At 44.8% G+C, this 13,867-nt stretch carries 14 protein-coding genes; all 14 read right to left on the bottom strand.

Annotated features, from left to right (window positions below; genetic code table 11):
* Nucleotides 1–241: 241 nt before the first annotated feature.
* Nucleotides 242–955: a succinate dehydrogenase/fumarate reductase iron-sulfur subunit gene (locus LKD46_RS02505; RefSeq protein ID WP_330384935.1), complete on the bottom strand. Its 714-nt coding sequence runs from the start codon at nt 953–955 to the stop codon at nt 242–244.
* Nucleotides 952–2,496, bottom strand: a complete 1,545-nt coding sequence (locus LKD46_RS02500) for an FAD-binding protein (RefSeq protein WP_110102355.1) — start codon at nt 2,494–2,496, stop codon at nt 952–954. Before LKD46_RS02500 ends, LKD46_RS02505 begins: the two co-directional genes overlap by 4 nt.
* Nucleotides 2,493–3,032 (bottom strand): hypothetical protein, encoded by a 540-nt coding sequence (locus LKD46_RS02495; protein ID WP_009203875.1) that lies wholly within the window; start codon nt 3,030–3,032, stop codon nt 2,493–2,495. The genes LKD46_RS02500 and LKD46_RS02495 overlap by 4 nt, the downstream gene beginning before the upstream one ends.
* A gap of 10 nt (nt 3,033–3,042) precedes the next feature.
* Nucleotides 3,043–3,561 (bottom strand): DUF6921 family protein, encoded by a 519-nt coding sequence (locus tag LKD46_RS02490; protein WP_021650478.1) that lies wholly within the window; start codon nt 3,559–3,561, stop codon nt 3,043–3,045.
* A 16-nt stretch (nt 3,562–3,577) separates the two neighbouring features.
* Nucleotides 3,578–5,932 carry a heavy metal translocating P-type ATPase gene (locus tag LKD46_RS02485; RefSeq protein ID WP_110102353.1) on the bottom strand — a complete coding sequence of 785 codons (2,355 nt, stop codon included), beginning with the start codon at nt 5,930–5,932 and terminating at the stop codon, nt 3,578–3,580.
* Between the two features lie 58 nt (nt 5,933–5,990).
* Nucleotides 5,991–6,350 (bottom strand): ArsR/SmtB family transcription factor, encoded by a 360-nt coding sequence (locus tag LKD46_RS02480; RefSeq protein ID WP_021650476.1) that lies wholly within the window; start codon nt 6,348–6,350, stop codon nt 5,991–5,993.
* Between the two features lie 492 nt (nt 6,351–6,842).
* Complete coding sequence (locus tag LKD46_RS02475; RefSeq protein ID WP_110102350.1) at nt 6,843–8,357, bottom strand: glucosaminidase domain-containing protein; 1,515 nt, start codon at nt 8,355–8,357, stop codon at nt 6,843–6,845.
* Complete coding sequence (locus tag LKD46_RS02470; RefSeq protein ID WP_021650473.1) at nt 8,354–8,770, bottom strand: phage holin family protein; 417 nt, start codon at nt 8,768–8,770, stop codon at nt 8,354–8,356. Before LKD46_RS02470 ends, LKD46_RS02475 begins: the two co-directional genes overlap by 4 nt.
* 92 nt (nt 8,771–8,862) lie before the next feature.
* Nucleotides 8,863–10,263 (bottom strand): hypothetical protein, encoded by a 1,401-nt coding sequence (locus tag LKD46_RS02465; RefSeq protein WP_021650472.1) that lies wholly within the window; start codon nt 10,261–10,263, stop codon nt 8,863–8,865.
* Nucleotides 10,263–10,436, bottom strand: a complete 174-nt coding sequence (locus LKD46_RS16890; RefSeq protein WP_244094845.1) for a hypothetical protein — start codon at nt 10,434–10,436, stop codon at nt 10,263–10,265. Before LKD46_RS16890 ends, LKD46_RS02465 begins: the two co-directional genes overlap by 1 nt.
* A 15-nt stretch (nt 10,437–10,451) precedes the next feature.
* Nucleotides 10,452–12,260 carry a hypothetical protein gene (locus LKD46_RS02460; protein ID WP_331465931.1) on the bottom strand — a complete coding sequence of 603 codons (1,809 nt, stop codon included), beginning with the start codon at nt 12,258–12,260 and terminating at the stop codon, nt 10,452–10,454.
* A gap of 164 nt (nt 12,261–12,424) precedes the next feature.
* Nucleotides 12,425–12,709 (bottom strand): hypothetical protein, encoded by a 285-nt coding sequence (locus LKD46_RS02455; protein WP_021651675.1) that lies wholly within the window; start codon nt 12,707–12,709, stop codon nt 12,425–12,427.
* Nucleotides 12,710–12,753: 44 nt separating this feature from the next.
* Complete coding sequence (locus tag LKD46_RS02450; RefSeq protein ID WP_110102471.1) at nt 12,754–13,356, bottom strand: alpha/beta hydrolase; 603 nt, start codon at nt 13,354–13,356, stop codon at nt 12,754–12,756.
* Nucleotides 13,357–13,390: 34 nt separating this feature from the next.
* Entirely contained in the window at nt 13,391–13,858 is a 468-nt protein-coding gene (locus LKD46_RS02445) for a hypothetical protein (RefSeq protein WP_110102348.1), read from the bottom strand.
* Nucleotides 13,859–13,867: the final 9 nt, after the last annotated feature.

Raw genomic sequence — 13,867 nt, 5'->3', positions numbered from 1 at the left:
TCAGCCTGTTTCTTCCATAAAAAAAGAGACATTGACATAATTTGATCAATATCTCTTCTGCTGCTTTGCTGAGACATATTCTTCCGACTGGATATACTTCTCAGGGAAGCATCAAATTCATCCTTGACGGAATCCAGTCCATAATAAAACCGCTACCACACCGAAACAAAGGATATGTCTCTATTTTTGGTAAAACCATAGATGTAGGTTAATCATGTTTTTTTAATCAGCGTTTTGATACTCACTGTCTTCCCCAAATAGCTACCGAATTTGACCTCACGATCAATTCTTCGACAGGCAGACCAATCGGGCAAATGTTATGGCAAGCTAATGATTTCCCGCATCCCTCAAAATAATTTTCCTTATATTGAGTTGAAACCTCATTCCGATGGCTTATTTCCTGTTCTTCATTCAGAATCCGAAATGCGTTGACTGCAGCAACAGCGCCTGCGAAAGTCCCATTTGCAGAGAAGTTAGGACACACTTCAAGGCAGCAGCCACACATCAGACAGCGTGCCGACTGGTATCTCGGTTCATGTGTCCACGGATTCATATAAGCTTCACTTTCAAGCCAAAGGTTCAGTTTTTTCAAATTTTCAAACAGAATTGACCGGTCAACGATCAAATCTCTTACAAGCGGAAATTTGCTTAAAGGTTCCAAGGTGATTGTAGAACCTTTTAACGTATGTAAAAATGTAGAGCATGCCAGCCTCGGACGTTCGTTAATCAGCATGGCGCAAGCCCCACATTTTCGCACCATACAGCTACATTCCCAGCTGATGGGAGTAACTATATTCCCTGAATTATCTTTCAAAGGTGTTCTACTGTTCAATTCCTTTAGAACATTGGCAACAGAGCTGTTTTTGCTTCCGTCAAACTCAAATTCCTGCCAATAACTGTCTGATTTCTGACTCTCCTGCCGCCTGATTCTTATTTTATATACCAAGTGAATCACCGCCTTTCTGGAACAGGTACAAAGGAAATCTGTATCTGCTTTCCATCAAATCTGGCTACCGTTGTTTTAAGGTAATCATCGTCATTGCTCTTCGGATAATCCTCCCGCCAGTGTGCACCACGGCTTTCTTTTCTTGCAAGAGCACTCTTTAGAACTGCCATGCCAAGCAATGGAAGATTTCCTGTCAGCGCTTGTACCGTTTGAATCCCATTTAACAACGTATTCTCATTTCTGACAACGCCCATAGTATCCTGCATCACTTTGTTTAATTGCTTTATTTCTGAAATTTGAGACGTTGGTGGAAAATCTATCTGTGTCGCACAAGATAGATCTACTACATCTGCCTGTTCACATGCTGATTTTGCCGCAACACGTCCTCCGTATAACGCTCCTAACAGAGAATTTCCACCAAGACGGTTGGCACCATGATATTGGGCACAGCATTCTCCGGCAGCGTAAAGATTCTGAATCGGCGTTCTGTGCTGCTCATCCACCAGAATGCCTCCCATAAAATAGTGAATTCCCGGTAAAACAGACACCGGTTCCTTTCGTATATCTTTATGCAGATAGGTCATACAATCGTCTGCCAGACCAGATAGCTTATTTGAAATAATCTCCTCCGATATTTCCGTCATGTCAAGAAATACCTCTGATTCATGGCTGACCTTCCATATCTCTCTGGCGGTAATATCTCGTGGCATCAGATTTCCAAGCTCCGGGTATTTTTCCTCCATGAAATACCATTGTTTTCCATCTTTCATGGCAAACAACCTGCCACCTTCCCCTCTGGCCGCCTCGCTGATGAGCATGCGTTTTCCACCACATTTCACAGTTGTCGGATGGTACTGGATCATCTCGCCATTTGCCAGAGGAACACCAAGCCGGAACAATTCTGCGGTGACTTCTCCTGTATTGCTCAGCGAACCCGTTGTATTTCCAAACAATCCGTGCATACCACCGGTGGCAACAATAACCGCATCCCCCGGTAATTCCACAGTCTCCTGACTGTATTCATCCCTGATTACGCAGCCACAACAAATATTGCCACACAGACGAAGTGTTAGGAAAGAATGATGGCTGAACCGTTCTACCATACCAGATGCTTCTTTCCTGCGAACAGCGTCTATCATAGCTGTCATGATCTGCTTCCCGGTATCGCTCTGTGCAAAAGCAGTCCGTTTCTTTTTCTGCCCGCCAAAATTCCGCAGATCCACATCATCATAGCCACTCATGTTAAATTTAACTCCAAGTTTTAGCAGCCAGTGCACCAGCTCCGGTGCTGCCTGTGTCATTCCCCAAACTGCATTTGGATCTGCCAGACCACATGCTGCCTTTATTGTATCTGTAAAATGTTCTTCGGGACTGTCGTTTTCATCTTTTGTATTCAAAGCTGCGTTGATACCGCCCTCCGCCATAACAGACTGTGCCCGCTCTGACGGAAGGGAGGAAACCAGTTTTACATTGCATCCATTTTCCGCTGCCTGCAAAGCCGCTGAAAGTCCTGCCAGTCCAGCACCTATAATAACAATTGTCTTACTCATAGATATTGCCACCCAATATAATATAAAATAACCGCTCCCGCTATAAAAAGAAGAAGCACCGAAAGGATCAAATAAATATCACTCCTTCGTTCTTTATAACTGATGATTCCCAGTGATACGAGCAATGGGCGGATATTGATAAAAATATGAACAAAGATTGCCGCTACGAACAAAAGCTGAGTTACCATCTTTACCGTTGTAAAAGGGAACAAAATATATGTCCCATTCTGCACCTTTCCAAACAAGCCAATATGGAATAACAGCAGAATCAGTATTGCCATCCCACTGGCTCGTCTCGCCCAAAATATGACGTTTTGTTTCAGATACATTTTTCCTGATTGCTTCGCTGTCTGTAAACTCTGAACTGTCAGGATGACACCAATCACCGTATGCACAACAAGAATACCAACACCAATCCATGCAAGAAGTTTCCCTGCACTACTTCCAACTCCGTTCAGCATAAAGCTGCCCATGATTCCATGAATCATAAAAATGAGAAGCATTAAAACAGACAAAATCGTATTCCATTTTCTCATAAATTCCCGCTCACCTCATTTCTTCGCTGTCCATGATCATATAGTCCATCTGTGTTAGCGTTGTAACGTCAATAAAATCATCCGATGCCAGGAATACATCATACTTTCCACTTACCACTCTTGATAGCATCATTGTGTTACTGTACTCTTTCAGATCTACGAAAAAACCGGCCTGTTTCAACCTGTCACAGAGTTTCTTAGCATAACTGACAAGCGGATAATCCGTCTCAGATACATATAACCGAAAACTAATGTCCGTTTTCATGAGATCTGTTTCATTTGTTTCCGAATCGTCCAGTGCCAATTCTTTTAATTTATTCCGGGTGTTCTCGTTGTCGAGACCATCTGACATCATATTAATACCGAGAACATAAGAGCCTTCCAACTGTGCGGAGGCTTGAGCCGCCTTTTTTGACTTCGGTGTTGCTCCTGTGACTGCATCAATCATAGAAGGCGGTGAATGCAAAAGTGCACCGAAACCTGCAAGAAAAACAATTGTAACTGCTAACAGAATCAATTTCCGTTTCACATTGCCACCTCGTTTCTTATTTTTTCAAAATCCTCATTGCGTTCAAGACGGCAATTATGGTAACGCCTACATCACCAAATACAGCTTCCCACATTCCAGCTATACCCAGAGCACCAAGGATCAGGAACACACTCTTAATTCCAAGGGCAATCACTATATTCTGCATGACAATTTGCTTTGTCGCTTTTGCCACATCAATCGCATCCACCAGCTTAGATGGTTCATCTGTCATCAGAACCACATCCGCAGCTTCAATGGCCGCATCTGAACCAAGACCACCCATTGCGATACCAACATCCGCACGAGCAAGGACAGGAGCGTCATTGATACCATCACCAACAAAAGCTAATTTGCTTCCCTGTCTCTTTTTACTGTCTAAAAGCTCAACCTTTTCCACTTTTTGATCAGGAAACAGTTGTGCATAATATTCATCCAACTGCAATTCTTCCGCAACAGCCTTTCCGATTTTTTCATCATCACCAGTAAGCATGACTGTTTTTTCCACACCGATATGTTTCAAATCAGAAATTGCTTTTTTGCTGTCCGGCTTTACTTCATCTGTTATCAAAATGCATCCGGCATATTGACCATCTACTGCTACATAAACCTTTGTACCAACTTTTTCACAGGCTGTGTACTCCACATGCTCTGAATCCATAAGTTTCGTATTGCCAGCATAAACTTTCTTCTTTCCTGCCATGGCACTGATTCCATATCCGGAAATTTCCTTGTAATCAGAGATAACTGATTGGTCAATTTCTTTTCCATAAGCAGAGAGAATGGATTTTGCAATAGGATGGTTAGAAAAGCTCTCTGCCTGGACCGCATACTCCAGAACCTGTTCTTTTGAAAATCCATTTGCAGGCAGAATATCAGTCACATTGAAAACACCCTTTGTAAGTGTTCCAGTTTTATCGAACACAATAATGCTGACATTATTAAGCGCCTCTAAATAATTACTTCCTTTTACAAGAACACCTCGTTTAGATGCCGCACCAATACCTCCGAAGAAAGTCAGCGGGATTGAAATGACCAATGCACATGGGCAAGATACCACAAGGAAAACAAATCCTCTGCGAATCCACTCTGTCCAACCTCCACCAAGAAGGATCGGTGGCAGAATTGCCAGAATAGCTGCTAAGATTACAACAACAGGAGTGTAATAACGTGCAAATGTAGTAATGAAATTTTCTGTTGGTGCTTTTCTACTGGACGCATTCTCCACAAGATCAATAATCTTTGAAGCAGTAGATTCACCAAATGCTTTCGTTGTCTTAATCGTTAAAACACCCGTCTGATTCATACAACCGGAAAGTGCTTCGTCTCCTTTATGAACGCTTCTCGGAACCGATTCTCCAGTTAAAGCCCTCGTATCCAGCATAGAATCTCCATCCAATACCACACCGTCTAATGGGATTTTTTCACCAGGCTTTACAATAATAATCTCGCCAATGGCAACACTTTCAGGAGATATGGTAATCAATTCTCCGTTCCTTCTGACTGTAGCACAATCCGGACGTATATCCATTAAATCTGATATAGATTTTCTGGAACGCTCAACAGCCAATGACTGGAAAAATTCACCAACTTGATAGAACAGCATAACAGCAACTGCTTCCGGATATTCACCAATGACAAAAGCACCAATCGTAGAAACGCTCATCAGGAAATGTTCATCAAATACACGTCCCTTTGAAATATTCCTCACAGCTTGCCATACAACATCCCCGCCAAGAATAATATAGGAGACAATGAGAAAAACTAACTCGACAGGCAGTGGCACTTTCGCAAAAACTGTCAATGCCATACCAATACCATAGATTGCTGCGCCAATCGCTAAACGAATCGTCAACTTCTTGTCCTCATTGTTATAGGATGTATTGGTATCCTGTTTTTTTGCAGGTATATAGTATTCCTGTGCAATTTCGGAAACTTCTACATCTGGCTCATGGCTGTGGACAATCGTTTCAATCTGACTGGCTATTGTATTTGCGGCAACTGGAGCAACATTGATTGTCAGCGTCTGCTTCATCAAATTTACAACTGAGGATTGTACTCCATCCAATTCTCCGACTTCTTTTTCAATTTTTGCGGAGCAGTTCGGACAGTCCAAGCCCTTTAACAAATAACTCTTTGTAACGGGGATAATTGTTTCTTCCTGAACCTCCACACCCGGCTCATGGCTGTGGACAATCGTTTCAATCTGACTGGCTATTGTATTTGCGGCAGCTGGAGCAACATTGATTGTCAGCGTCTGCTTCATCAAATTTACAACTGAGGATTGTACTCCATCCAATTCTCCGACTTCTTTTTCAATTTTTGCGGAGCAGTTCGGACAGTCCAACCCTTTTAATAAAAATATTCGTTTCATAATGACCTCCTTGTAATTTGTTTAGTTGCTCAATTGCTCAACTATAACGCTAAAAATATTATTTCTGCCATAGATGCTCAAATCCCTTATCAATAATCTCTTTCACATGATCATCTGCCAGAGAGTAGTAAACTATCTGCGCTTCTCTACGGAATTTTACCAAATTCGCAAGACGCAATGCCTTTAACTGGTGTGAGATTGCGGATTTCGTTACCCCCAGTAGCACAGCAAGATCACATACACACATCTCACTCTGTTCCAGAGCGTGTAAGATTTGTACTCTGGTACCATCTCCAAATAGCTTAAATAAAGATGCCAACTGGATATAATCATCTTTGGGTTGCATCTTGGATTTCACATCATTCACAATATCCTCATGAATCACATCACAATTACAAATATAAGACGGTTTAGACATACACTTACCTCGTATAATCGGAGTTGAATAGTTGTTCAACTATGATTATATTCATTTTTTGTTCTATGTCAATAAGATTAGTAAATATCTTCTTGGATTTTTGTTTTTAACTGCTTAATACTTTTGTACCGCATCAAAGAATGTGTAGATGAGTTTGAATATAAATTCAAGGACTCCGAAACAGGAAAAATTAAAAAGTTCAAGATAACAGAAAAAAGGATTGTTACTTTTAATCCCAGACTAGCCAAGAAGCAGATATATGAGATTAACTTCTCTTTTTTCTTTTCGTAAAGATTCCTCAAAGTATCTTCCTTTTTCTGATATCTATAAATGAGCAAAGTTCGTGATTTTGCAGAAAAAAAAGATACCTCGATTCCGGATGTTATATTGAAAGCGACCAAAAACTCCACAATGGCAAACAGGGCTTTGCCCTAACAAAAAAAGGCTTCACACCACGACCACCGCCGCAATGCAAAGCCTCATCACTCACTATTATATTCTTGTCACAAAATCCAGCGAGATCCACCCATTCCGCTCTTTCTCATACGCTTTCAGCAGCCCCCACTTTGATGCTCCGACACCGTCAGCCTCAGCAACAATAGTAAAACAGCCAACACCCGTATATTTTCCAACCTTCTCCTGATCCGTTCCCGGCTTCTTCCGGATATTCAGATCCGAAATCTCCACACGAACCAGATACGGACGAAACACCTCTTCCTGCTTCTTATCCACGGAACTGTACACTGCCTTTCCATTCTCATCAAACACCGAAAATCCCGGATGCTCGTCTGCACATTTCTTTGCATTGTCCAGCACCTGAAATGCTCCTGCCTGACTTCTAGCATCCTTCCAGTCTTTTCTCACCCGGTACCAGACCTTTTTCTCCACCTTCACGCCATCAAACCGTGTCAGCCCATACTTCTCAATGATGGCACAGATCTTCTGTACATAAAAACTGTCCGTTGCATAGCCGCCATCCTTAATGATCCGGACAGCCTTCCGGTAATCCTTCTCCCCGGCCAGTCCCGCATATCTCTTTTTCTTCCCATTCATTGCGCCCAGCAGATAAGCAGAATGATCCGCAATAGACTGCTCCACACAGACATACTTCCGGAAATCCGCAGTCACCGTGTACAGCTTTCCGGTTCCATCATCCTCCTGCGTCTTCTTCCGGTACTTATTGGTTCCATCCCAGATACTTCCATTCCAAGTATTCCCAGACAACACGCACTTCATCCCAAAACAGTTATTTGCCTTCTGCGCCAGTTCCGTCCTGCCATAACCCGATTCCAGAATAAACTGCGCCGCAGACACCGAAGCCAGAATCCCACTGGTTTTCATATCCTCTGCACACAGCACTCCAATCCGCTCCGCTGCCTTCTCATCGGAAATCCCCAGAAACACAGAAGCCTGCGTCCCTTCAGCTTTCCCAGACATAGCAGCCTTCACAGCTTTCCTGAATCCATCCATCGTATAAGGCAGTCCCAGACCTTTCCACAGATGCTCCGGATCTCCATGATTTGTAGCAATTCCCCTTGCGTGTCCCTCTCTATGGGAAATCACCACACCATCTGCCAGCGGATCCAGACCAAACTTCTTACAAAGCATGGCAAACAATTCCACCGCTACTTCATACGTCCGCACTGCCGATGCCCTTGCCTTCGCCAGATCGGAGCAGGTAAAACCAGATCCGCTTGTGTACCGGATGCAGGCAGGCTCACACATCTCCACACCAATATGCGTATTATTTCCACTTCCCTTACTACCGGAGCCACAGTGCCATCCCCTGTGGTTCCATGGCAATGCCTGATACACCGTTCCATCATTTCCATCAATAAAACCATGCACACATGCACTTCCAAAAGAAGTGTGATTCCAGGAATCAAGAAAAACCTGTGCTCTCGGCTGCGGACATCCAACCGAGTGAAGCATCAGGCCTTTTACAGTAATTTTTCTCCCTGCAGTATAGCAGGGATTCTTAGTCAGAAAACTTTCAACCAGTCTCATTCCCCATCACTTCCTTTCCCTCTGTCATGCAGCTGTTCCAACACATCTTTCATCTTCTGCGGGATCGGCAGCCCCAGATGTCCTGCATTCTCCAGCAAGCTCACACCCTCATTGGAAATATAGAAAAAGATCACCGCTGTCCTCAGCACGGATCCGTTCCCGATCACAGCCACATCCAAAATATTGGCCATTCCCACCAGCAGAAAGATCAGCACCTTCCTGCAGATTCCCCGGAATCCCACCTCACTGGAAAGCGTATGGTCCGCAAAAGCACACATCACCCCGGTCAGGTAATCGATCACTACAAAAGCGATCAGGGCATACAGAAGCCCGTCACAGCCTCCCATAAACCAGCCCAGCCATCCGCCTACAGCCATAAAAACCATCTGAATAAAGTTCCAAAATTCCTTCATGCCAGAATCCTCCTCCCATGAAAAAAGCAGCCCCCATTTCTGAGAACTGCCGTAAATAAGTTTTCTATCTCCATGCCTTTCGGCAGAAAGACCTACATTATTTCCTCCGTCAGCGTATACGTGATCTTCATCGTTTTGTCCGTATTCTTCACCACCGCTGACGAAAGATTATTGATACTTGCCAGATAAGGCGTCAGAAGATAAGCACACCTGTGCTCCTTCCCGTAACTGCCGCCCCACATAAACACAAAGTTCTTATACTGGAACAAAGGCGTTGCCATGGCTTCAAACCTTGCGCTCCCCTGCGTCTTGATCACCCTGTCATCCGCCGTGATCTGGAAATCCCCTGCCACGATCATGTCCCCGAGAAGTGTCATATACACCTCACAGGAACCAGCCTCCCCAAGGGATTTCAGCTTGGAAGTAAAGCCCAGCGGGATCAGTGTCACATCCGCTGAATTTGCAGTATTGATCTTATAAACTCCCTTCTTATCATAAGAAGGCACATACAGATACCCCTTCCTCACACAGCATTTTACATTCCGTTCCGGATAGGAACCGTCCTTTGCCCTTGTGCCCACTTCCGAAAGCTTCGCCTTGGACAGTGTCCAGCTTCCCTCCGTAAAGGAATAATCCTTTTTGGAGATCCGGATCCATACCATCTTCGCATCCCCGGAAGAATTCGGCTCATTGGAAAATCCATACCAGTATCCGTCATGCCCGTCCATAAACTCCCCGTACTTTGTATAATCCCCCAGGAACGTAAAGCTTTCCGTTGTCAGTGTCTGCTCCTCCAGTACGGTATACGTGGTATCATCCAGCTTCTCATTCAGCCCGATGTTAAACACCGGGATCCGGATCTTCGTAATGGTCACACTGGAAGTCCCAAAGGTGATGGAATACAGCAGGTTCTTTTCAAAATCCAGCTCCACTGCCTCAAACAGTGTCATCTGCTTTGCCTTCGGGATATCCCCGATATCCACCTTTTTCAGAAGCAGGAACGTGCTGGCATCCCCTGCCGCACTGCCAAAAGCATTCTGCCCGCCCAGTGCACTGGTCAGTGCCACCGCTGCAATATTTCCATTCCCCTGGCTGGGAGTAAACTCCCACACAAACTTATATCCATTGTCCAGCTTCTTGCTCTCCGTCTGGTTCAGGCTTCCCCTCGCCACATTGGAACCGGAATTAACATTGTTGGAAGCATAAGCCACCGGCAGGTTCTTCCCCTGCTCGTAAATATGATCCGCCTTTTCTTCCAGCACTGCCGGAAACAGCAGGATCCCCCCGATCATGTTCGGGCAGATGGGAAGCAGCGTCCCGTTCCACAAAACAGAATTGTCATACTCCCCGCTGGCTTTCAGATAAATCCCCATGGGATTCAGCCCCAGAATATTGTTCACTGCCTCCGTGATCATGTTCGTCTCCTGAACTGTCTCCACCGCACCCGTATTCGTATCGGTCAGTTCAATGACCATTTCACCTTTCAACTTCATCACACACCCTCCATTTCTACCGGCCTGCAGAAACCGCTGATTCCCGCTCTCTCAGCAAAATACACTTCAAATCCTCTGTTCACCGTCTCCTTCATCTGCATGGACAGCGATTCCCGGAAACCATTCACATCCAGTCCTCCGCCAATGGCAAATCTCGTGGTATAATCTTCCACCTCAAGCTTTCCGTCCTAGGTTTCCCCTGCCGCCATTGCCTGTCCGCTGACAGAGGCAATGCAGTCTCCCACATCAACGGTCCCGCTGCCATTCTCCATCCAGAGATACACATTGAATGTATTCGTATAATTGGCAACAATCTTCTCAATGGGATAATACAGCGACAAAATATGTTTCCCTGAATGCCAGGTCTCCACCGGACAATGCTCCACGATCTCCTCGTTATTAAATTCAAAGACCACATGACAGACCGCCTGTCCGTCTTCCTGCCACTTCACCGGCAGGCTCACATCCACAGAAACCTCCGAACCACTCCCGGTTCCGGATCCGGAATCCGAGCCACCAGCGACATCATCCGTACTCCCTGTATTCTCATCCCCGGAAGTATTTCCAACTTCATTCCCTGCCGCATCATTTTCAGAACTTCCTGCATCCGATGTCTCCCCGGTTCCATCAGAACCACCCGTACCACTTCCAGTTCCACTGCCGCTTCCGCCCGGAAATGGAATCACCACAGTCCCGGAAGCCTCCGCAGACCGTTCCACCGGATCCGCAGCCACATCCACAACAACCTGTGCAAAAAACTGCATATGGTTTTCCTCAGAAGAAGCAAACTGGATACTGATCAGCTTCACCTTCGTCTGCCCGATCTCATGCGCGGAAGCATTGGTAAACATATGGATCCCGATCTTCCCGGTCTTCGCATTGTCTTCAATCTGATTCAGCAGTCCCGAAATATTCTTGTCATTTCTTGACTTTGCCTGAGCCAGCCTCGGGTTCTTCCCCACACATTTCAGGCTCTGCTTTCCCCCGATCTTCTGTCTGATGGAAGTGATGCAGGTGATCTGTCCCTCATCCGCCTGTCCTCCTGCAAATGTCAGCACATCCCCCGGATCCAGGGCAGGGTTCCCGATTGTATCCGAATCAAAAGGTACATAGTTGATCACTGACAGATCCGTCAATATATTCCTGCACAACATCTCTCTGGTCTCTGCCAGTCCAAACTGCAGAAGTGGGTTCACACCCAGATTCATGGTCAGCCCGTTATCCGGATCCAGAGCATAATACTCTGCAATCTGCGTCTGCTTGTTGGTGGAACTCACTGCCGTGTATCTGGTAATAAAATCCGAAAAACTGGAAGAAAAACGGTGTCTCTGCTCCACCTTCATCACAGGATCCTTCCCGTACTTTCTCAGTTCCAGTTTTCCCTCCCTGTTGATAATAAAGAAACCTCCCAGAACCTGTGCCACATAAAACAGCACGTCCCGGCAGGTCTCAATATCATTTTCAGTATAAACAGAAAGCGTCACCCCGCCATTCGGCATGGCATCAATCTCCGCCCTCTTATTCGCAAACTCCACTTTACACCGCTTACAGCACAAAGTAATAAAATCATAAGCAGTCCCCACAGTCTCAAATCCGTTGAAACTCTTATCAAACCGCAGCATAAAATCATACGCCTTCAGTTCCAGGCACTTCGCCAGACGGTTCGCCTCACTGACCTCAAAAACTCCCATCGGCACATCTTCCACCGAACCATCCGCCAGCACCAGATGAAACACCAGCGTCACCAGTGCATCCTCCAGCGTATACCTGTCAATATCACTCAGAAGTGTGATCCCCATCTCCGCCGCATACACCGTCCCCAGTTCAATCTCCGTACTCCCGCAGCACTGCCTGGAAATATATCCGGAACCCTTCACAATCTCCTTCGCCCCGAGCTCATACGTCATTCCGCCTTTGGTAACGATCGTACCCGTCCAGTAATATTTTCTTGTATTGCTCTTCACAGCCCTCAGAAACCCATCCGACACCGGATACATCCCGCCACCTCCATTTCCCCACGAAAAAGGCACCAGCCAACCAGGTGACTGATGCCTTCGTAAATATAATCATCCTATCTGTTGTAAGTCCAGTGTTTCAGGTACCATTCATGCAGTTCTTCTGTTGTTTTACAGCAGTCTGCAATTTCTTCTCCCTGTGATATCTACCGGCAGGTTTCCCGTCTGAATGTAGCAATATCCAATGCACAAAACTTGTATGTTCCGCCTCGTCTGTGCATCACTTCATCATCACACTGGAACTCAAAATAATCATCCCCGTCCAGAACAACCTTTCCTGTCAGGTTCCACACCCCTGACCACGGAGGACCATCATCCCCCGGAACACAGAAGGACAGCCTTCCATCTTCCAGAATAACAGGAGCCACCGCAATATTTTTCATCCGCGGCATATATGGCTGTTCAAACCAATACGCTTTCCTCTCATCCATTTCTCTTCATCTCCGTGATAACCAACTTCCCTGCAAGCTGGAATTTATTTGGAAGATTTTATTATCCATTCATCAAGAAATTTCATTTGTTCATCCGTATGAAACCAATGCTCTCCATTTTTCATAATAGAAAATGTTGAATTAGTCCTCTGTACAAATTCAAATATCGTTCCATAAGCGGTAAGATTATCTTTTTCACCATACAAAATGTGCGTTGGGATTTCCCATATAATAGGATTTTCTCTTGCATAGCAAAGATAATCCCATGAAAGAGTCTCTCCAAAGGTTGTCTGAATTTCTTTTTTCTCTTTGAGTTCATCCTCTGTAACATTTGCCCAAATCATCATATCAGCAATAAGCCTTTCCATATCTACAACGGGCGAAATAAAATATGCTTTCTCTATTTGCTGATTTGATAAGGCATTGATAGCAAAATACGCTCCAATGCTATTGGCAATTACTTCAACCGTCTTGTAGTTTCTATAAATTGAATTAAAAAGTAATGGAAATTCTTCTTTTGCTTCCCATGGAAACTGTGCAGTATAGTCGAGACCAATCACATCACAATTACTAAAGAGCGGTTTGTAATGAATAGCTTCTTCAGCATTACCACCTTTTCCATGTATATAAATAACTGTTTTATCCACAATAGTTATCCTCCACAAATTCAAATTGTTACACTTAAAAAAGCGGAATTTCACCATCATAGTTTTCTGCTTTTTCCAATAGCGGTCCTTTAGCTCCCATCGTAAACGCGATGTCGCTACTACGGATAGAGGGCAGCTCCATTCCGGGTCTCACCTTCAAAAAATCCATCATTTTCTTCGTAAGAAGAATTTGCCCCTCCTGTGAAATCTCTACCCAGCAGTAGGAACGCCCCTTGTATTTGATAAATTCGCCAGAACCTGCTGAGTAGTCAAGCAACGGTGGAGTATCGTCCAAAATGTGACCAAGTTTTGACGGATGCAAAAGGCCTTTCCGGGTGACGCAGAAGCCACCGGTAATCTTACTTCCGGTAAAAAGATATACTTTTCCTTCATCTGCAATGTGATATTCTTCCATTGCCTGCGGTGGAATCCGCAATGTTCCATCCGTCCGAATGAGTGATTTCCCGAAAATAAATTTTCCTCCCTTATTCATTTGTGGCATAAAAACACC

The organism is Blautia fusiformis (genome assembly GCF_020686995.1).
Taxonomy (GTDB): Bacteria; Bacillota; Clostridia; order Lachnospirales; family Lachnospiraceae; genus Blautia_A; species Blautia_A fusiformis.
Note: the sequence above shows the minus strand (reverse complement) of the source record. Positions and strands in the feature narration are given on the sequence as shown.